We start from the raw sequence: 17,955 nt of genomic DNA, 5'->3' as shown, positions 1-17,955 counted from the left end.
TAGCCGCCGGGCGCCTGCCCCCATCGGTCCCCTTGTCGCAGCCACGTCGTAGGCTACCGCCATGGATATTATTCTGGTTCCCGGTTTTTGGTTGGATGCGTCCTCGTGGTCGGAGGTGGCACCGCCGCTGGCTGCCGCCGGCCACCGGCTCCACCCTCTCACGCTGCCGGGCCTTGAGTCCGTCGATGCTCCGAGGGCCGGCATTGGGCTGAAGGACCACATCGATGCCGTCACGGCCGTCGTCGACTCCCTTGAGGGGAAGGTGGTTCTCGTGGGGCATTCCGGCGGTGGCGCCATCATCCACGGTGTTGTTGACGCACGCCCGGACCGGGTGCTCCGCGCCGTCTACGTGGACAGCGGGCCCCTCGGCGAAGGCGGCGTGATCAACGATGAGCTGCCGGTGGAGGGCGACGAGATCCCCCTCCCGGCATGGGAAGTCTTCGACGATGAGGACCTGGTGGATCTCGACGACGACCTCAAGGCGGTGTTCCGGGCCCGGGCCATTCCGCAGCCGCGCGCCGTGGCCCAGGACCAGCAGCACCTGCACGATGAACGGCGCTACGACGTTCCGGCCACCGTGATTGCCTGCGAATTCCCCTCCGCCATGCTCACCAAGATGATCGCCGACGGCCACCCCTATGTGGCGGAACTGGGACGGATCAAGGACGTGGAGTACATCGACCTGCCCACCGGGCACTGGCCGCAGTTTACCCGCGCGGCGGAGCTGGGAGAGGCCATTCTGGCCGCCGTGGACCGCTAGAAGCCCTGGGCGTCCAGGAGTGCGTCCTCTTCTTCCTCGGCGGTCGGTTTTGCACCGGCCTTGCGGGTCTTGGGCCGCTTGGCCACGAACGCCGAGCCGCGGCCCAGCAATTCCTCGGGATCGATGCCGTTGGCAGCCTCCTCGGCGGCGAACGCATCGTTGAGGGCCTGCTGGCGGGCTGCGTAGCCAAAGCCGACAAAGATCAGCAGCCCAAAGCAGAACCACTGCATCGAGTAGCTTAGGTGCGAGCCCTCATCCACGGAAGGCATGGGGAATGCGACGGGCGTTGTGGCCGCCGAGGGGGACTCCGAGGCCAGCTGTCCATAGGCGCCCGTCAGCACCGGGTAGGGGAGAGTCTGCGCATAGCTGGCCAGGTCAATCGAGGCCAACTGCCCCTCGGGGGCGCCGCGCTGCAGCTTCGGCTCGGCGGGCTTGAGCCGGACGACGGCGGTGACGGGGCCCGGGACGGGCTCCGGGATGGAATCCGGGTAGCCGGCCTCTTTGTTGCCGATGGGCAGCCAGCCGCGGTCCACGATGACGGTTTCGCCGCTGTCCAGGCGGAAAGGAACCACCACCTCATAGCCGGGTTGGCCATTGAGCGGGCGGTTGCGGACAATGCGCTGGCCGGCGAGGTCGTAGCTGCCGTGCAGCGTCACCTGGCTCCACTCGCGTGAAGAATCCAGGGACTCAAACTGATCCTTGGCCACGGCAAAGTCCACGGGCGCGGCGGAGTAGTTGGTGGTGATGGTGTTGATGTTGGCCACGACGGCCGTGCGGCGGTCCATCTGCCACAGGCCCAGCGAGGCGCACACGGCGGCGAAGAAGCAAGCGAGCACAAAGTAGCCCAGCCATTTGCTGGTCAATAGGAACTTGTAGCGGGCCATCAGAGGGCGTCCCGCACATTGCCGGCAACGGCGCCGTCGTCAGCGCTGGCAGCCTCGGACAGCGGCCGGGTTTCACGCCACAGGTCGCGGCTGCGCAGGTAGTCCTCGAGCCACTGAGCATGTTCATCACAGGCGAGCCAGGTCTTGCGGCGCTCCGGCGTGTGGATCTTGGGGTTGTTCCACAGCAATGCCGTGGTGGCCGCCGTGCGGCAGCCTTTGCGCGAGCACACCGTCTCGACCGGGACGTCCTGCCCGGAGAGCATGTCGATCAGATTCACTTACGCTTCCTCGTCATCAATGATTTCGCCCTGCAGCACCACGGGGCCCTCGTCGTCCCCGGCAGCGCCGTCGTCCGATCCCTCCAACTCCGCCAGCGGAGCCTCATCCAGCAGCGCCGTCGAGTGCATCTGTACTGTGTCGCTGCCACCATTGGCGATGACCACGGCTATCCATGGCAGCAGCACGGCCCCGACCACGGGGATCAGTTTGAACCAGCCGTCAAAGACGAAGATCAGCACCAGGCAGACCATGCGGATGCCCATGGCCGTGGCGTATTTGATCATCCGCGAACGCATCTCGTCACTGTGCCCGGTGCGGGCATCGGTGATGTTGTGGACATCCGCCACGGGCGCGTGAGAGGACCCAGCATCGTGCGGCGCATCGCCGGCCGGGCCGGTTGGCTGCGGTGCAATATTGTGTTTCATCACGCTCCAAAGGACCCTCCCATTCTCCCACTGGAGGAGGGAAGCTCCAAAAGCAAACTGTGTGCCGCGCGCCGCTACACCGTAGGATTCAAACCGAGATATCTCCCTTGAGCCGTGATATCCCCCGCTTTAAGCAGCGGTGTCACGGACAGAAAGCAATTGAGGAACTTATGAGTGAAGCAACACCTGCGCCGTCCACCGGACGCAGCGTCCTGATCACGGGCGGAAACCGCGGGATCGGTTTGGCCATTGCAAAGGCCTTCCTAGCCAACGGCGACAAGGTTGCTGTCACCTACCGCAGCGAGTCGGAACTGCCCGACGGCGTTCTGGGCGTCCAGGCCGACGTCACCGACCAGGCATCTGTCGACGCCGCGTTCACCGCGGTTGAAGCCGCACACGGTCCCGTGGAGGTTCTGGTGGCCAACGCCGGCATCACCAAGGACACGCTGCTGATGCGCATGAGCGAAGACGATTTCACCTCGGTGATCGACACCAACCTCACCGGCGCGTTCCGCGTCATCAAACGCGCGTCCAAGGGCATGATCCGCCTGCGCAAGGGCCGCGTCGTCTTGATCTCCTCGGTCTCGGGCCTTTACGGCGCCCCCGGGCAGGTCAACTACTCCGCCTCCAAGGCCGGCATGGTGGGCATCGCCCGCTCGCTGACCCGTGAGCTGGGCTCCCGCGGCATCACCGCCAATGTGGTGGCCCCGGGGTTCATCACCACCGACATGACTGCCGAGCTCCCCGCGGAGACGCAGAAGCAGTACCTGGCTTCCGTGCCTGCCGCCCGCTTTGGCTCGGCCGATGAAGTGGCCAAGGTGGTCCGCTGGATCTCCAGCGACGAGGCCGGCTACATCTCCGGCGCCGTCATCCCCGTGGATGGCGGATTGGGCATGGGCCACTAGTTCCCAGCAGCATCCGGGCCGCCCGCTGGGCGGCCCGTCCTTGAACCGTAAGTAGAACCGACACCATGGAGGTATGTAATGGGTCAGCTTGAAGGCAAGACAGCAATTGTGACGGGGTCCTCCCGCGGCATCGGCGCGGAGGTGGCCAAGAACCTGGCCGCCGAGGGCGCTGCCATCGTCGTCAACTACCGCCAGAAGGCGCCGCGCGCCAACAAGGTGGTGGCCGAGATCGAGGCCGCCGGCGGCCGCGCCGTGGCCGTGGGCGCCGATCTGACCACCCAGGAGGGTGTGCAGTCGCTGGTCAGCGCCGCGATGGAGAATTTCGGTTCCCTCGACGTGCTGGTGCTCAACGCTTCCGGCGGCATGGAGTCCGGCATGGAGGAGGACTACGCGCTCAAGCTCAACCGCGACGCGCAGGTCAACATGCTCAACTCCGCACTGCCGCTGATGCCCGAGGGCTCGCGCGTGGTGTTCGTCACCAGCCACCAGGCCCACTTCGTCGACACGGCGGAGACCATGGCGGAGTACCTGCCCGTGGCCAAGAGCAAGCGTGCCGGCGAGGACGCGCTGCGTGCGCTCATCCCGAACCTGGCCGACCACGGCATCAAGCTGGTTGTCGTCTCCGGTGACATGATCGAGGGCACCGTTACGGCGACCCTGCTGGACCGCGCCAACCCGGGCGCCATCGAGGCCCGCCGCGCCGAGGCCGGCAAGCTGTACTCCGTGGTGGAGTTCGGCGCCGAGGTGGCCGCCATGGCCACCGCCGACGTCGAGAGCGGCCACACCGAGTACGTGGGCGGCGCAGAGACGTTCAAGAGCTAGCCACCTGCGCAGCAGTATTCCTGCAATGAACAGGAAGGGCCCGTCCGGTGGACGGGCCCTTCCTGTCTTTTGTTCGATGCAGGTTAGATGCCGGCCAGGGCCAGCGCCACATCGAGCTGCGGCAGGTTGATCTGCGCATCGGCGGCGGCGCGCACGGCGGGCTTGGCGTTGAACGCCACGCCCAGGGCGGCCACGGCCATCATGTCCAGATCGTTGGCGCCGTCGCCGATGGCGATCGTGTGGGCCAGATCGATGCCGGACTCGCCGGCCCAGCGGCGCAGCGCCGTGGCCTTGGCGGCGCGGTCGACGACGTCGCCGACCACCTTGCCGGTGAGCACGCCGTCGACGATCTCCAGATCGTTGGCCAGCGCAAAATCCAGCTGCAGCTCGGCGGCGAGAGGTGCCAGGATCTGGCTGAACCCGCCCGAGACGGCGGCGACGACGTGGCCCGCGGCCTTGGCTTCGCGCACGAGGCGCTCGGCCCCGAGGGAGAGCTTCACCTTGGCACCGACCTCGGCCAGTACGCTTTCGGGCAGGCCGGCCAGCGTGGCCACGCGGGAGTGCAGGCTCTGGGCGAAGTCCAGTTCACCCCGCATGGCCGCGGCGGTCACCTCGGCCACCAGGGCCTCGGTGCCGGCATGGGCTGCCAGCAGCTCGATGACCTCCTGCTGGATCAGTGTGGAGTCAACATCCATGATGATGAGCTTCCGCTCGGCGCCGCGCAGGGGGGCCGGCACCACTGCCGTGTCCACGCCGTCGACGGCGGCGGCGGCCAGGGCGGCCCGCACCCGGCCCAGCGCAGTGTCGTCGCCGGCACCAGTTGAGGCGGCATCGCCGTCGAGCTCCACGTCCATCACGTAGGCCTCAAAGGCAGGATCCTGCCGCCGGTGTTCGGAGAGCACGCGGGCTCCGCCGTCGGCGAGCACGGTGCGCAGCTGCTCAAGGATTTCCGGGGACAGGGAGCGGCCATAGCTGACCGCGGCAAAGGTGGAAGGCATGGCCCCATTCTAGCCAAACGGCACCGTGTCCAGGCCCACAGGCGCCGCCCGCCGCCACAGTTCGCATTAGCCCGCCCGCGTGCCCTAGTGTCTTTGTCTATGAGTGAAGTTCTTGGCTTGGCCGGCGTCAGCGTAGTCCGCGGCACAAAGACCCTGTTGGATTCCGTCGACTGGGAAGTCAAGGAAGGCGAGCGTTGGGTGGTTCTTGGCCCCAACGGTGCCGGAAAGACCACTCTGCTGCAGATTGCCGGCGCCCGGATGCACCCCACACGCGGCGTGGCAGGCATCCTGGACGAGGTCATGGGCGCCGTTGACGTCTTTGAACTGCGCCCCCGCATCGGCCTGGCCTCCGCATCCCTGGCCAACCAGATCCCCGAGCACGAGAAAGTGCTCAACGTGGTGGTCACCGCCGCCTATGGCTTCACCGGCCGCTGGCGCGAGGCCTACGACCGCGCCGACGAGCGCCGTGCCTTCAATCTGCTTGAGGACTGGGGCATGTCCACTTTCATGAACCGTTCCTTTGCCTCGCTCAGCGAGGGGGAGCGCAAGCGCGTCCAGATTGCCCGCGCCCTGATGAGCGACCCGGAGCTGCTGCTGCTCGATGAGCCCGGCGCCGGCCTGGATCTGGGCGGCCGCGAGGACCTGGTCCGCCGCCTGAGCGAGCTGGCCCAGGACGAGGACGCCCCCGCCATGGTGCTCGTCACCCACCACCTCGAAGAGGTCCCTCCGGGATTCACCCACGCCCTCCTGCTGCGCGACGGTGCCGTCGTCGCCAAGGGCCCGGTGGAGGAGGTCCTCACCGAGGAACACCTCAGCGCCACCTTCGGCCTGCCGCTGTCCGTGAGCACCAACGCGGGCCGCTTCACCGCCACAGCCCGGCACTAGTCCGGAGCGCCGACGCCATGGAGCCGTTGCACGCCGTTTTCATTCTCCTGGGCGGGCTCTGGGCCGGCACCATCAACTCTGTGGTGGGGTCGGGGACGCTTGTCACCTTCCCCATCCTGATCGCGCTGGGCTACGCCCCAGTGATGGCCACCATCTCCAATGCCATGGGTCTGATCGCCGGCGGCGTGTCGGGCGTCTGGGGCTACCGGCGCGAGCTGGTGGGCATGCGTGCCAATCTGGTGCGTCTGCTGCCGGCGTCCGTGCTTGGCGGCATCACCGGCGCCTGGCTGCTGCTCCACCTGCCCGAGAAGGTCTTCGGCCAGGTGGCGCCGGTGCTGATTGTGCTGGCCCTGCTGATGGTCGTCCTGCAGCCGCGGCTGCAGCGGGCCCTCAAGGCCCGGGCCGCGGCGAACGACGGCGTCCCGCACCCCTCGCACAACATCGTGATGGTGCTGCTGGTGTTCCTGGCCGGCGTCTACGGCGGCTACTTTGTGGCAGCCCAGGGCATCCTGCTGGTGGGCATCCTGGGCATCTTCATGTCCGGAACTCTGCAGAACGCCAATGCCGTCAAGAACGTGCTCTCGCTGGCCGTCAACTGTGTGGCGGCGGTGTCCTATCTGCTCTTCGCCGGCGACAAGATCATCTGGGCCGTGGTGGGCCTCATCGCCGTCAGTTCACTGGTGGGCGGAGTGGTTGGCTCGAAGATCGGCCGGCGCCTCTCTCCGGTGGTGCTGCGTACGGTGATCGTCCTCCTCGGCTTGGTGGCCCTGTACTTCATGGTGGCGAAATTGGTGGCCGCAGCGTGATCATCGAACTGACGGATGCCGCCGACCCCCGGGTGGCCGACTACACCCAGCTGACAGACGTCCAGCTCCGCCGGGTCCGTGAGCCCGCCGAGGGCCTCTACATCGCCGAAAGCTCGCGGGTGCTCCGCCGGGCTCTGGAGGCCGGCCACCGGCCGCGCTCCTTCTTCCTGGCCGCCAAATGGCTGGACGATCTGGCAGATGTGCTGGCAGATTACCCCGACGTGCCCGCCTTTGTGGGCAGTCCCGGCATCCTGGAAGAGATCACCGGCTTCCACCTGCACCGCGGCGCCATGGCCGCCATGCACCGCCCGGAGCCCGTCCCCGTGGCGGAGCTGCTGGCCGGCGCCCGGCGTATCGCCGTGCTGGAGGACATTGTCGACCACACCAATCTGGGTGCCATCTTCCGCTCTGCCGCCGCATTGGACGTCGACGCCGTGCTGGTCACCCCGCGCTGCGGGGACCCGCTGTACCGCCGCAGCATCCGCGTCAGCATGGGCACCGTGTTCCAGATCCCCTGGGCGCGGCTGGAGGACTGGCCGGCGGACATGGAGCTGCTCCACGCGGCCGGCTTCACCACGGCGGCACTGGCCCTGACGGATGACTCGCTCACCATCGATGGGCTGGCCGCCCGCAAGGATGACAAGCTGGCGCTGATCCTGGGCACCGAGGGGGAGGGGCTGAGCGATGCGACGCTTCAGGCCGCCCGCTGCACGGTGAAGATCCCCATGCGCCGCGGCGTCGACTCGCTCAATGTGGCGGCCGCCAGCGCCGTCGCGTTCTGGGCCTGCCGCGCCCCGGAGTAGGCTCCAGTCATGGACATTGGCGATCAGGTGAAGGACTTCGAGCTGCCGGACCAGCACGGCGTGCGGCGTTCGCTCGTTGCTGCGCTGGCCTCCGGTCCGGTGGTGCTGTTCTTCTACCCCGTGGCAGGCACCCCCGGCTGCACACAGCAGGCCTGCCGTTTCCGCGACCTTGGCGCAGAGTTCGCCGCCGCCGGCGCCACGATTCTGGGCATCAGCGCGGACACCGTGGACCGCCAGCTGGCCTTCGCCCAGGCCAACCGGCTGGGCTACCCGCTGCTCAGCGACCTCGACGGCGCCGTCGCCGATGCCTTTGGCGTGCGCCGGCGGCTCCTGGCCAAGAAACTGCCGCCTCGCCGGGCCACCTTTGTCATCGGCACGGACGGCATCGTGCGGGAGATCATCGCCAACGAACTGGACATGGCGGCCCACGCCGACGGCGCCCTGGCGGCCCTCCGCACGATGTAGGTTCCGTCCGAACCATGCTCCGCGCATCATGTCAAGAGGTCTGTGTGGATTCCCGTTGACAGTGTCAGGAAGCGGGAATACCCTCGGTTTAACGGGGCCTTCGTGTGGTTCCCAACGAATCTCCCCGCGCGCCGAAGGCGCAAGGCGCCTCGGCGAGGCCGCCAGCTAGGAGAATCTCATGTCGTGGGAAATGTCTGGTACGTATGTAGCAAATTGCAGCTGTGCACTGCTCTGCCCGTGTCCGGTTGATGGTCCGCCCAACGGACCCGATGGCGAGTGCCGCGGCGTCGCCGTCTTCCACATCGAGAACGGCCGGCTCGACGGCACGGATCTGTCGGGCGTCGATTTCGCCTTCTGCAATGTGTTCCCCGCCAACCTGACTGCGGGCAATTGGAAGGTCGGTGCCGTCGTCGACGATGGAGCCTCGGACGGCCAGGCGGACGCCGTGGGGCGCATCCTCCATGGCGATGAAGGCGGCCCGTTCGCCGATTTTGCAGCGCTGTACGGCGAATGGCTCGGTGTCGAGCGCGCCCGTGTTGCCATCACGAATGGCGGGAATCCCACCGCCGTGGCCGGTGACGGCGTCAACTACACCTTTGAGCCCGCCCTGGGCGCCGACGGCGGACCCACCACCGTCAAGAACGCCATGTTCGCCTTTGGCCCCGAATACATGGTGGGGAGGGCATCCGGCCACCAGATGCTGATGGGCATCGAGTTCGACGGCATCTACGCCGAAAGCGCGGACTTCTCCTATGCGAGCGAAATGGCCGAGACCGCCCCCAAGGGGCGCGCATGACCGGCGGCGGATCGTGGCCCGGCCGCGGCTGACTACCAGTGGAGGCCCGCGGCCGCGGGCCACACTGGCTGGGGTTGATCTGCGCGAGGCCACCCTGGTGGTGGTCCTGCTGGTCCTTGCCGCCATCAGTTGGTTGTTCACGGCGGCGCGGATGGACGGCATGGACATGGGGAGCTGGACGGATCCGGGGTCGTTGGGGTTCTTCACGACAACGTGGGTGGTGATGCTGGCGGCCATGATGTTTCCCTCTGTTGCCCCCATGGTCATTGCCTACGCACGGATCCACCGGCACCGCCGGGAAACTGGACGTGAGGCGAGGCCGGGAAGCACGGCCGTTTTTGTGGCCGGCTATCTGGCCACATGGACTGCCTTCGGGCTGTTGTCCTACGGCCTGTACGTGGCGGCGGCAGGACTCTTTCCCACGGCACTGTCCCCGGGCGAGGGCGGCCGCTACGTGGCAGCCGGCGTGATCCTGGCTGCTGCCCTGTACCAGCTCACCTCAGCCAAGGACGTCTGCCTGTCGAAGTGCCGGACGCCGATGGACTTCATCCTGCACCGCCTGCGCAGCGGCTACGGCGGGGCGCTGCGCATGGGGGTGGAGCACGGTGCGTGGTGTGTCGGATGCTGCTGGGCGCTCATGGCGGCGCTGTTCGCCCTTGGGGTGATGAGTGTGGGGTGGATGGCCGTCGTCGGCGCATTCATTGCCGTTGAAAAGATGCTCCCGTGGAAGCGGCTGGCGAACCGCTCGGTTGCGGTGGCACTGGCCGTCATAGCGGTGGTTGTTGCCCTCTCGCCCGCGGTGATGCCGGCCATGGCCCTCTGACCCGGCTGGGGAGGCTCGTGGACGGGGCGCCGTCTGCGGCCACATCCAGTGGCCGATGCGGGATCGATGAGGCGAGGGCAAGGACAACCACGAACGACGAGACCAGAAGTGCCACCCAGGCGCCGCGCGGTTCCGTCAGGGCGAGCATTGGGCCGCCGATGGCGGGGCCGGTCAAGGCAAGTGCCGTGAGGAGGGCTGCACTGGTGATGCCACAGGCCAGCCTGCTCCAGAGCGGGCCCCGGTGCGACAGGGCGTAGCCGCCGCCCATCGCCATCAGGGGGACGGCGATGGCTCCTCCGCCGAGGCCCGTGGTGAGCAGAGCGGGGACCGCCCCGGGCAGGAACATCGGAGCGGCGGCGAAGGCCAGGGGCGCCAGTGCAAGCAAGCGCCAGTGCCGGCGGCCGCCGCTGCGCCGCAGAGCTTCCGCCCACCCCAGGAGTCCGCCCGCAACGGCGCCAGGCAGGATGAGCCCGGCAAACGTCCTCCACCAATCGACAGTGGATGACGGGCCGGCGAGCTCCACCATGTAGCCGCGGAAGCCTGCGGCCCAAGCAATCCCGCACGTCGCGCCCACCGCTGCCAGAGTGGCACTTCGAGTGCCAAAGAAGTGCGCGTTCACGATACGCTCCTAGCTCATGAATTTCACTAGAGCTACACTCTAGTGTCATACTCTAAATATGAACCCGGAGACACCACCCGTCAAGGGCATCCGCAGGAAGAAGGCGGACGCCACCAGGCGCAGGATCATTCAAGCTGCACACGAGGAATTCATCGCCCGGGGATTCCACGGGGCCACCATGGCGGGCATTGGGGTCCGTGCGGGAGTGGCTTCGCAGACGGTGTATTTCGTGTTCCACACCAAACCAGAGCTCATCAGTGCCGTGATTGATGTGGCAGTCCTGGGCGAAGAGCATCCCCGTCCGCCGCAGGCCCAGCCGTGGTGGACAGTCATGATGGCAGAGCCCGATGCTGCAGAGGCCTTGCGAATCTTCATCCGCGGCGCGGGCGGCGTCTTTGCGCGCGCGGCGGCCATCTCCGAAGTTCTCCGAGCAGCTGCCCTGACTGATGACGAAGTACGCCGGACGCACCGGTACCACGAGAATCTTCGCCGGGACGGGTTCGGCCAGGTCCTGAAGATGCTGGCGGAGAAGGGGCCGCTCCGGGCTGGCCAGACAGTCGATGAGCTCACCGATGCTTTCATGACTGTCTACGGTGACAGCACCTACAACCTCCTCGCTGTTGAGCGGGGCTGGAGCCATGACCGCATCATGGAATGGCTCTGCGGCATCCTTCCCGAAATGCTGCTGGCCCGCCCGCGAGCCGATGGACGTTGAGGCCCACTGTCCGAATCCCGCCTGTGTTGGGAGAATGGCACAATCCACGCTAGGATTGACAGCTGGCCCACGTGGCCATTTGAACCCGTCCGTCTGGCAAAATCCAGGCGATTACAAAAGAGGTATTACCGTGAAGAGCAACACCCACCCGAAGTACGAAGCCGTTGTCTTCAACGACCTGGCCTCCGACACGAAGTTCCTGACCCGTTCCACGGCGACCTCGAACAAGACCATCGAGTGGGAAGACGGCAACACCTACCCGGTCATCGATGTCGAAATCTCCTCCGAGTCGCACCCGTTCTACACGGGCAAGCAGCGCATCATGGACTCCGCCGGCCGCGTCGAGCGCTTCAACGCCCGCTTCGCTGGCTTCGGCAAGAAGTAATACACTTCTTTCCTTTGCTTTTGCAGGAATGCCCGCACCGATTGGTGCGGGCATTCCGCGTTTAAGACCACCTTAGGATGGAATCATGGCAGAAAATGATTTCCCGGCGGCGCTTCACGGCGAGTACAAGGTCCACGGCGGCAAGCTGGTGGTGGCCGATCTGAGTGTGGTGGAGGGCCGGCTGGCGCAGGTCTCCATCAGCGGCGATTTCTTCCTTGAACCCGATGAGGCTCTGGCGGACATCAACGCGGCCCTTGAGGGGCAGCCAGCCGAGGCTCCGGCCGCAGAGCTCGCCGCGGCCATCGACGCCGCCCTGCCGGCCGGCGTAGTCCTCTTTGGCTTCTCGGCCCAGGCTGTGGCCGTCGCTGTCCGGCGGGCGCTGGCCAAGGCAACGAGCTGGAGCGACCACCAGTGGGACATCATCGGCCCCACAGTGCTGCCGACCCACATGAACGTCGCCCTGGACGAGGTGCTGACCGAGGAGGTGGGGGCCGGCCGGCGGAATCCGACACTGCGCTTCTGGGACTGGCAGGAGCCCTCCGTAGTGATCGGCAGCTTCCAATCGGTTCGCAATGAGCTGGACCCCGAGGGTGTGGCACGGCACGGCATCACCGTGGTGCGGCGGATCAGCGGGGGAGGTGCGATGTTCATGGAGGCGGGCAACTGCATCACTTACTCGCTCTACCTGCCCCAGTCGCTGGTGGACGGGCTGAGCTTTGCCGATTCCTATTCCTTCCTTGACGGGTGGGTGATGGCGGCGCTGGAATCCATCGGCGTGTCGGCCTTCTATGTGCCGCTGAACGACATTGCCACCGACCAGGGCAAGATCGGCGGCGCCGCCCAGAAGCGACTGGGCAATGGCGGCATGCTCCACCACGTCACCATGTCCTACGACATTGACGCCGAGAAGATGGTCCAGGTGCTGCGCATCGGCAAGGAGAAGCTTTCCGACAAGGGCACCACCTCCGCCAAGAAGCGGGTGGACCCGCTGCGCCGGCAGACCGGGCTGTCCCGGGCGGAGATTCTGGCGGTCATGGCCACGACGTTCAAGGACCGCTACGGGGCCACCGAGTCGGTGCTTACCGAGGATGAACTGGCCGAGGCCGCCCGCCGTGTGGAGGGGAAGTTCGCCACCGGGGAGTGGCTGGACCGCATCCCCTGATGCGGTCCAGCCACCTGGCCGGAGGTGGTTAGGGAAGAACCTTGTAGAGGTCGACGACGGTCTCCGCCGGCGGTGCCGTGAACCCGCCGTCAATGCCCGCCTGCATCCGGGGCATCAGGATCTCGTCCCGGAACTTCTCCCAGCTCTCCTTCGACTCGTGGACGGCCATGATGGTCCAGCCGCCCTCCGAGGCGCCTCCGGCGTGGAAGATCTGGCCCTCGGGCAACAGGCCGTCGCCCGGGTGGACGGCGGCAATGGATGCATCGTATTGCTCCTGGGTCCCCCCGGCAAAGAAGTGCACAACTCCGTATGGCTTCGCGCCCATGACTGCTCCTTGGATGGCAGGAAAGTGCCTGACAGCTCCAGTAGAGGCCCGGCCGGAAGGCAAGTCAAGACATGGGGCGCGGGTCAGGCGGGCTGCGCCATTTCCTCCGGAAAAGCGACCACATCCACCGCTGCTCCGGACCGCAGTACGGTGATCGGCAGCGGCGCTCCGATGGCGCCGTCGACCAGGAGTTTTTGCAGGCTTTGGGCGCTGGCAACGGGCTGGCGTCCGGCGGTGAGCACCACGTCCCCGGCCTTCAACCCGGCCCGGTCCGCGGGGGAGCCGGCAATCACATCCACCACGCGCAGTGCCTGCCGCTGGCCGGTGCTGCGGGCCAGGACCGGGTTCAGCACCATGGGTGTGCTGACCACGCCCAGATAGGCACGCCTGAAGCGGCCATCGTTCAGCAGCGCGGCGATGATGCGGCGCGAGGTGGCATTGATCGGCACCGCCAGACCCAGACCCACGCCGGCGACGGCGGTGCTGATGCCCACCACCTGTGCCCGGCTGTCGGCGAGGGCGCCGCCGGAGCTGCCCGGGTTCAGGGCGGCGTCGGTTTGGATGACGTCGTCAATGACGCGCCCCGCGTGCCCGGCCCGGGTGGGGATGGACCGCCCCAGACCGCTGACGACGCCGGCGGAGACTGAGCCGGCCAGCCCGAGGGGGTTGCCCACGGCGATGACCAGCTGGCCCACGCGCAGCGACCCGGCGTCGCCGAGGACGGCCGGGGCCGGGGCCGCCGTGCGGGCGCGGACCACTGCCAGATCCGAAAGGACGTCGGAGCCGATGATGTCGATCTCTGTGGCCGTGCCGTCGGCAAAGATGGCACGGCCGGCATAGGCGCCGGCCACCACATGCGCGTTGGTGAGCATGTAGCCGTCCTCGGTGAAGACGACGGCGGAGCCGCTGCCCGCGATGCGCCGGCCATCGGGGCTGGTGCCCGAGGTTTCAATGGCCGCCACATGCGGGATGACGGCCTCGGCCACGCGGATGACCGTCTGTGAATAGGAGTCCAGTGGATCCCGGGCACTGTCCTGCCCGGCCAGGTCGTGTTCTGCTGCGCTGTCCATGGCGCACCTCCCCGGGCCGGCGTCGCCCTCTAAAGCACCTGTCTATGAAACGACGCCGGCCTCCGGGCTAATCCACGTCCCGGTACGCCCTCAGTGAACCGCCACAGTGCCTTCGTTTGCGGTCTGCTGGGCCATGCCAAATTCCTGGGCCAGCAGCGCACGCAGCAGGTGTTCGCGCTGCTCCAGGACGATGCGGCGCAGCCCGGCGGGGGCCTGGGCATGGCCAGCCAGCCACTCGTCGGTGCGGACCACCACGGGGTGTCCGGCGGGGTCCTGCCCAGGTGCCAAGTCTGCCGTGGCCGGGTAGAGGCCGCGCACCAGGCGGCTGGCAATCTCGATGCTCCGCCCGGCCCAGATGCCGTCCAGGGCGTCGAAGTACGAGCCAACGTAGGGGGCCAGCAGATCGCTGCCGCCCAGCATGAATCCCTCGATGGTGGCGCCCAGCAACTCGTTGGACAACGCGGTGCCCACCACTGCCATCTCCCACGCGCGTTCCTTCACCTGGGCCAGCGGCCGTGCCGTGGACGCGACGGTGTGCCCGGCACGGGCCGAGGCCGTGTTGTCCGCGGCCAACGCCGCGTCGAGCTCGGCAAGTTCTGCCTGTCCCCGGCTGGCCAGCGCCTGCAGGAGCTGCCAGCGCAGGGCGGAATCCACCACCAGCCCGGCCGGCACCGCCGTGGCATCGACCAGCGCGCGGATCCGTGCCAAGGAGGCATCGGTGCGCCGGCCCAGCTGGGCCAGGGCGCGTGCCCAGACCAGCTGCGTGTCCGAGCCGGCCTCGGCCGCGTCCACAAATCCGGCGAAGGCTTCGGCGGCGGCGGCGGCCAGAGCTTCACGCTGTGTGGCCGGGCAGAAGTGCTCGACGGCGTACAGGGCGTTGTCCACCAGCGTTTGCAGCAGCACCAGATCGGTCTCCGCCGGCGCCAGCCGCAGCACGGCCTCAACGTAGTCCGAGGCAGGCAGCAGCGCGTCCCGGACGGCACCCCACAGCGCGGAGAACACCAGGCCACGGGCCAGCGGATCGGCGAGCTTGTCCAGGCCGGCCAGGGCTGTGGCCTGGCTGCGTCCATCGAGGCGGATCTTGGCGTAGGTCAGATCCTCATCGTTGACCAGCAGCAGATCCGGCACCGGCTGTCCGGCCAGGCCATCGATCTCCGTGAGGACGCCTGTGACATCCGTCGTGGCCTGCCCGGTGCGCACCAGGGCGCCGTCGTCGTCGAAAGAATACAGGCCCACCTTCAACCGGTGCGGGCGCAGCGCGGACAGTCCGGTGACAGGGTCCACGGCGTCCTGGCGGAGAAGAACAGTGGTGATCACGCCGTCGGCCTCCTGGACCTCGGGCGTCAGCGTCGACGGGCCGGAGGTCTGCAGCCAGGCCTGCGCCCAGGCGCCCAGATCGCGGCCCGAGGCGGCGCCCAGTGGCGCGAGCAGATCGGCCAGGGAGGTGTTGGAGTACTCGTGCGTGCGGAAGTACTCGCGGGTGCCGGCCGTGAACGCCTCAAAGCCCACATAGGCCACCAGCTGCTTGAGCACGGAGGCGCCCTTGGCATAGGTGATGCCGTCGAAGTTGCCCTTCGCGGCCTCGAGGTCCTTGATGTCCGCCACGATCGGGTGCGTGGTGGGCAGCTGGTCCTGGACGTAGGCCCAGCTCTTGCGGCGCGCGGCAAACAGCGTCCAAGACTTCGCGCCCCATTCGGTGGCCTCGGCAACGCCCAGGTGGCCCATGTAGTCCGCGAAGGATTCCTTCAGCCACAGATCGTCCCACCAGGTCATGGTGACCAGATCGCCAAACCACATGTGGGCCATTTCGTGCAGGATGGTGTTGGCCCGGCCCTGGAACTGGCTGTCCGTGGCGCGGGAGGTGAACACATAGTTCTCGGTGAACGTCACCAGTCCGGGGTTTTCCATGGCGCCCAGGTTGTACTCCGGCACGAACGCCTGGTCGTACTTGCCCCAGGGGTAGGGGTAGTCGAAGAGCTCATTGAAGTAGTCCAGCCCGTCCTTGGTGACGGTGAAGATGGCGTCCGCGTCGAAGTGGCCGGCGATGGAGGCGCGGCAGTAGGCGGCCAGCGGCACATCCAGATCGTAGCCGTCGTGGTGGTAGTGGTCCGTGGCCTTGAAGTACGGGCCGGCCAGGATGGTGGTGATGTAGGTGGACATCGGCAAGGTGGCGGCGAAGTCCCAGCGTGTGCCGCCCGGTGCGGGCGTGCTGGACGCGGTGACGGCGTTGGAAGCCACCTCCCAGCCGGAGGGTGCCGTGACGTGGAAGGTGAAGGGGGCCTTCAGATCCGGCTGTTCAAAGTTGGCAAAGACGCGGCGGGAATCGGCGGGTTCATACTGCGTGTAGAGGTAGGTCTTGCCGTCGGCGGGGTCTACAAAACGGTGCAGGCCTTCTCCGCTGCGCGAATAGGCTGCGGCCGCTGCGACCACCACCGTGTTCTCGAGCTGGAGCCCGGACAGCTGGATCCGGGCACCGTCAACGACGTCGGTGGGATCCAGGGCGCGGCCGTTGAGCTCGACGCCGAGCACGGCGGGGCCGATGAAGTCCAGGAAGGTGCTGCTGCCCGCCTCGGCGGCGGCGAAGCGGATCTCGCTGCGGCTGGCGAAGGTGGCGGCCTGCGGATCTTGTGCGTTGGTGACATCAACGCTGACGTCGTAGCTGTGGACGGTGACCAGGGCGGCGCGGGCGGCGGCTTCGCCGCGGCGCAGATTCTCATTTGACACCACAACATTCAATCATGTGTGCGGGGCCACGTTGGCCTGCCGCCAGCGGATCTGGATCAACGCACCCGGTCCCGTGGGACCAGGGCGCGCAGCCGGTGCCGGGCCGGTTCTTCGACATATCTGTACAGCAGATGCGTGGCCACGGCAATGCCGGCCAGACACGCCGCCGCCAGCAGATTCGCGGCCAGCGGACCGGCGCCCTGCAGCCAATCCCTGTCCAGCCAGTAGAAGAGGTAGATGAAAAACATGTGGACCAAGTACAGGCTGTAGGAGCTGCGCCCGCCGTACTGCAGCCAGCGTGCGCCCAGTGCCGCGCGGACCCGTCCGCGGGCCAGGCTGAGCAGGACGATCAGCAGCGGGAAGGCCAGCACGGCCAGCCGTCCCGGGCCCGGTTTCCCGGCCGCGGCCAGGAAGGCCGCGACGGCGGCTCCGGCCAGCACAGCACCCGGCCCGGCCAGGGCTGTGTTGATGTTCATGCGGTCCGCGTTCTGCGCCGCGATGCATGCGAAAGCGCCGGCCGTGAAGCAGCAGGCGATCCGCAGCAGCCACTCATACGGCTGGGGCCCGCCGGTGGCGATGGGCAGGTCCAGACCCCAGGCTGCCGTCGGCAGCAGGACCAGCACCGAGGCGGCCAGCGCCGCCAGCGGATGCAGCCGGCGCAGCCGGAACAGGACCAGCGCCAGGAGTGGAAATGCCAGGTAGGCCAGCCATTCGGCGCTGACCGTCCAGCCAGGGCCGAACCAGCTGGCGCCGTCGGTGCCGGGCTGGAACCAGAGATGGACCATCAGCAGCTGTTTGGCCAGCCCCCACGGCGATAGGTCCGGCGCCTGGGTCTGCAGCGACCAGGCTTGGACAGATTCCTGTCCAGCCCCGTAGGCGAACCACAGGCCCAGCACCCCCACCACCAGCGCGAACGCGGGCCACATCCGGGCGAACCGGGCCCAGACAAAGTCCCCGGCGGCACGCCAGCGGAACCGGGGGCCCAACCGGTCCAAATAGGTGTAGGTGATGATGAAGCCGCTGAGCACAAAGAACACGTCCACGCCCAGGTCACCGTTGGCAATGACCGGCCGGAACAGCCCATAGAGCGGGGCCAGGAAGGTGTGCTGCATGGCCTGGAGGTGGAAGAGCACCACCCACAGGGCCGCAACGAACCGCAGTGCGGTGAGCGTCCCAATGTCGGGCCGGGACCGCTGCAGCTCCGTCGCGGCACTTCCTGCGATCGAATTCCCGGAGGCCGCTCGACGCGGAGGCGAGATGATGGAAACCATTCGATCCACCGTACCCACGGTTTCTGACCGAAG

21 protein-coding genes are annotated in these 17,955 nt (G+C 67.4%); 12 read left to right on the top strand and 9 right to left on the bottom strand.

Going from position 1 to position 17,955, the window contains the following annotated elements; all coding sequences use genetic code 11:
- The first annotated feature begins 61 nt into the window (after positions 1-61).
- Positions 62-760, top strand: a complete 699-nt coding sequence (locus tag K254_RS0107315) for an alpha/beta fold hydrolase (RefSeq protein WP_026554809.1) — start codon at positions 62-64, stop codon at positions 758-760.
- On the opposite strand, the gene K254_RS0107310 is transcribed toward K254_RS0107315, so the two are convergent.
- The 3 genes from K254_RS0107310 to K254_RS0107300 are packed head-to-tail and all read right to left on the bottom strand — an operon-like array spanning position 757 to position 2,348.
- Positions 757-1,644: an SURF1 family cytochrome oxidase biogenesis protein gene (locus K254_RS0107310; protein ID WP_035749097.1), complete on the bottom strand. Its 888-nt coding sequence runs from the start codon at positions 1,642-1,644 to the stop codon at positions 757-759. The genes K254_RS0107315 and K254_RS0107310 overlap by 4 nt on opposite strands.
- Positions 1,644-1,922, bottom strand: coding sequence for a hypothetical protein (locus K254_RS0107305; protein WP_026554807.1), 279 nt, complete (start codon positions 1,920-1,922; stop codon positions 1,644-1,646). Before K254_RS0107305 ends, K254_RS0107310 begins: the two co-directional genes overlap by 1 nt.
- Positions 1,923-2,348 (bottom strand): DUF3099 domain-containing protein, encoded by a 426-nt coding sequence (locus K254_RS0107300; RefSeq protein ID WP_051388955.1) that lies wholly within the window; start codon positions 2,346-2,348, stop codon positions 1,923-1,925.
- Between the two features lie 170 nt (positions 2,349-2,518).
- On the opposite strand from K254_RS0107300, the gene K254_RS0107295 reads away from it, so the two are divergent.
- Positions 2,519-3,253, top strand: coding sequence for a beta-ketoacyl-ACP reductase (locus tag K254_RS0107295; protein ID WP_026554805.1), 735 nt, complete (start codon positions 2,519-2,521; stop codon positions 3,251-3,253).
- A gap of 78 nt (positions 3,254-3,331) precedes the next feature.
- Positions 3,332-4,075 (top strand): SDR family oxidoreductase, encoded by a 744-nt coding sequence (locus K254_RS0107290; protein ID WP_026554804.1) that lies wholly within the window; start codon positions 3,332-3,334, stop codon positions 4,073-4,075.
- An 83-nt stretch (positions 4,076-4,158) separates the two neighbouring features.
- Here the strand turns inward: K254_RS0107290 and serB are convergent, their stop codons facing one another.
- Entirely contained in the window at positions 4,159-5,073 is a 915-nt protein-coding gene (gene serB / locus K254_RS0107285; RefSeq protein ID WP_026554803.1) for a phosphoserine phosphatase SerB, read from the bottom strand.
- A 99-nt stretch (positions 5,074-5,172) separates the two neighbouring features.
- Here serB and K254_RS0107280 point away from each other — a divergent pair, with 99 nt between their 5' ends.
- The 6 genes from K254_RS0107280 to K254_RS0107255 all read left to right on the top strand — a co-directional run bounded on the left by K254_RS0107280 (position 5,173) and on the right by K254_RS0107255 (position 9,651).
- Entirely contained in the window at positions 5,173-5,958 is a 786-nt protein-coding gene (locus K254_RS0107280) for an ABC transporter ATP-binding protein (protein ID WP_026554802.1), read from the top strand.
- A gap of 17 nt (positions 5,959-5,975) precedes the next feature.
- The gene (locus K254_RS0107275; RefSeq protein ID WP_026554801.1) at positions 5,976-6,764 is read left to right on the top strand and encodes a sulfite exporter TauE/SafE family protein; all 789 of its coding nucleotides are present in this window, start codon (positions 5,976-5,978) and stop codon (positions 6,762-6,764) included.
- Positions 6,761-7,567, top strand: coding sequence for a TrmH family RNA methyltransferase (locus tag K254_RS0107270; RefSeq protein ID WP_026554800.1), 807 nt, complete (start codon positions 6,761-6,763; stop codon positions 7,565-7,567). The genes K254_RS0107275 and K254_RS0107270 overlap by 4 nt, the downstream gene beginning before the upstream one ends.
- Before the next feature lie 9 nt (positions 7,568-7,576).
- The gene (locus K254_RS0107265) at positions 7,577-8,032 is read left to right on the top strand and encodes a peroxiredoxin (protein ID WP_026554799.1); all 456 of its coding nucleotides are present in this window, start codon (positions 7,577-7,579) and stop codon (positions 8,030-8,032) included.
- A 178-nt stretch (positions 8,033-8,210) separates the two neighbouring features.
- The gene (locus tag K254_RS0107260) at positions 8,211-8,828 is read left to right on the top strand and encodes a DUF1326 domain-containing protein (RefSeq protein ID WP_026554798.1); all 618 of its coding nucleotides are present in this window, start codon (positions 8,211-8,213) and stop codon (positions 8,826-8,828) included.
- A 13-nt stretch (positions 8,829-8,841) separates the two neighbouring features.
- Entirely contained in the window at positions 8,842-9,651 is an 810-nt protein-coding gene (locus tag K254_RS0107255; protein ID WP_026554797.1) for a DUF2182 domain-containing protein, read from the top strand.
- Here the strand turns inward: K254_RS0107255 and K254_RS0107250 are convergent.
- The gene (locus K254_RS0107250) at positions 9,596-10,270 is read right to left on the bottom strand and encodes a hypothetical protein (protein ID WP_026554796.1); all 675 of its coding nucleotides are present in this window, start codon (positions 10,268-10,270) and stop codon (positions 9,596-9,598) included. The genes K254_RS0107255 and K254_RS0107250 overlap by 56 nt on opposite strands.
- A 58-nt stretch (positions 10,271-10,328) precedes the next feature.
- Between K254_RS0107250 and K254_RS0107245 the strand changes: the two genes are divergently transcribed.
- From K254_RS0107245 to K254_RS0107235, 3 genes are all read left to right on the top strand, one after another.
- Positions 10,329-10,985, top strand: a complete 657-nt coding sequence (locus K254_RS0107245) for a TetR/AcrR family transcriptional regulator (protein ID WP_026554795.1) — start codon at positions 10,329-10,331, stop codon at positions 10,983-10,985.
- A gap of 130 nt (positions 10,986-11,115) precedes the next feature.
- The gene (locus K254_RS0107240; protein WP_026554794.1) at positions 11,116-11,370 is read left to right on the top strand and encodes a type B 50S ribosomal protein L31; all 255 of its coding nucleotides are present in this window, start codon (positions 11,116-11,118) and stop codon (positions 11,368-11,370) included.
- An 85-nt stretch (positions 11,371-11,455) separates the two neighbouring features.
- Positions 11,456-12,532: a lipoate--protein ligase family protein gene (locus tag K254_RS0107235; RefSeq protein WP_035749095.1), complete on the top strand. Its 1,077-nt coding sequence runs from the start codon at positions 11,456-11,458 to the stop codon at positions 12,530-12,532.
- 28 nt (positions 12,533-12,560) lie between these two features.
- On the opposite strand, the gene K254_RS0107230 is transcribed toward K254_RS0107235, so the two are convergent.
- The 4 genes from K254_RS0107230 to K254_RS0107215 all read right to left on the bottom strand — a co-directional run bounded on the left by K254_RS0107230 (position 12,561) and on the right by K254_RS0107215 (position 17,922).
- The gene (locus tag K254_RS0107230; protein WP_026554792.1) at positions 12,561-12,857 is read right to left on the bottom strand and encodes a hypothetical protein; all 297 of its coding nucleotides are present in this window, start codon (positions 12,855-12,857) and stop codon (positions 12,561-12,563) included.
- Positions 12,858-12,940: 83 nt separating this feature from the next.
- Positions 12,941-13,927, bottom strand: a complete 987-nt coding sequence (locus K254_RS0107225; RefSeq protein WP_051388954.1) for a S1C family serine protease — start codon at positions 13,925-13,927, stop codon at positions 12,941-12,943.
- Positions 13,928-14,017: 90 nt separating this feature from the next.
- Positions 14,018-16,651, bottom strand: coding sequence for an aminopeptidase N (gene pepN / locus K254_RS22285; protein WP_035749740.1), 2,634 nt, complete (start codon positions 16,649-16,651; stop codon positions 14,018-14,020).
- Between the two features lie 56 nt (positions 16,652-16,707).
- Positions 16,708-17,922 (bottom strand): acyltransferase family protein, encoded by a 1,215-nt coding sequence (locus K254_RS0107215; RefSeq protein WP_026554790.1) that lies wholly within the window; start codon positions 17,920-17,922, stop codon positions 16,708-16,710.
- Positions 17,923-17,955 lie beyond the last annotated feature (33 nt).

Origin of the sequence: Arthrobacter sp. 35W, assembly GCF_000482545.1 — a bacterium.
Lineage (GTDB): Bacteria > Actinomycetota > Actinomycetes > Actinomycetales > Micrococcaceae > Specibacter.
Note: the sequence above shows the minus strand (reverse complement) of the source record. Positions and strands in the feature narration are given on the sequence as shown.

What these genes read in the sequence shown, in the direction of transcription:
- K254_RS0107315 (WP_026554809.1), top strand. Translation starts at nt 62, where the DNA reads ATGGATATTATTCTGGTTCCCGGTTTTTGGTTGGATGCGTCCTCGTGG.
- K254_RS0107310 (WP_035749097.1), bottom strand. Translation starts at nt 1,644, where the DNA reads ATGGCCCGCTACAAGTTCCTATTGACCAGCAAATGGCTGGGCTACTTT.
- K254_RS0107300 (WP_051388955.1), bottom strand. Translation starts at nt 2,348, where the DNA reads ATGAAACACAATATTGCACCGCAGCCAACCGGCCCGGCCGGCGATGCG.
- K254_RS0107295 (WP_026554805.1), top strand. Translation starts at nt 2,519, where the DNA reads ATGAGTGAAGCAACACCTGCGCCGTCCACCGGACGCAGCGTCCTGATC.
- K254_RS0107290 (WP_026554804.1), top strand. Translation starts at nt 3,332, where the DNA reads ATGGGTCAGCTTGAAGGCAAGACAGCAATTGTGACGGGGTCCTCCCGC.
- serB (WP_026554803.1), bottom strand. Translation starts at nt 5,073, where the DNA reads ATGCCTTCCACCTTTGCCGCGGTCAGCTATGGCCGCTCCCTGTCCCCG.
- K254_RS0107280 (WP_026554802.1), top strand. Translation starts at nt 5,173, where the DNA reads ATGAGTGAAGTTCTTGGCTTGGCCGGCGTCAGCGTAGTCCGCGGCACA.
- K254_RS0107275 (WP_026554801.1), top strand. Translation starts at nt 5,976, where the DNA reads ATGGAGCCGTTGCACGCCGTTTTCATTCTCCTGGGCGGGCTCTGGGCC.
- K254_RS0107265 (WP_026554799.1), top strand. Translation starts at nt 7,577, where the DNA reads ATGGACATTGGCGATCAGGTGAAGGACTTCGAGCTGCCGGACCAGCAC.
- K254_RS0107260 (WP_026554798.1), top strand. Translation starts at nt 8,211, where the DNA reads ATGTCGTGGGAAATGTCTGGTACGTATGTAGCAAATTGCAGCTGTGCA.
- K254_RS0107245 (WP_026554795.1), top strand. Translation starts at nt 10,329, where the DNA reads ATGAACCCGGAGACACCACCCGTCAAGGGCATCCGCAGGAAGAAGGCG.
- K254_RS0107235 (WP_035749095.1), top strand. Translation starts at nt 11,456, where the DNA reads ATGGCAGAAAATGATTTCCCGGCGGCGCTTCACGGCGAGTACAAGGTC.
- K254_RS0107230 (WP_026554792.1), bottom strand. Translation starts at nt 12,857, where the DNA reads ATGGGCGCGAAGCCATACGGAGTTGTGCACTTCTTTGCCGGGGGGACC.
- K254_RS0107225 (WP_051388954.1), bottom strand. Translation starts at nt 13,927, where the DNA reads ATGGACAGCGCAGCAGAACACGACCTGGCCGGGCAGGACAGTGCCCGG.
- K254_RS0107215 (WP_026554790.1), bottom strand. Translation starts at nt 17,922, where the DNA reads ATGGTTTCCATCATCTCGCCTCCGCGTCGAGCGGCCTCCGGGAATTCG.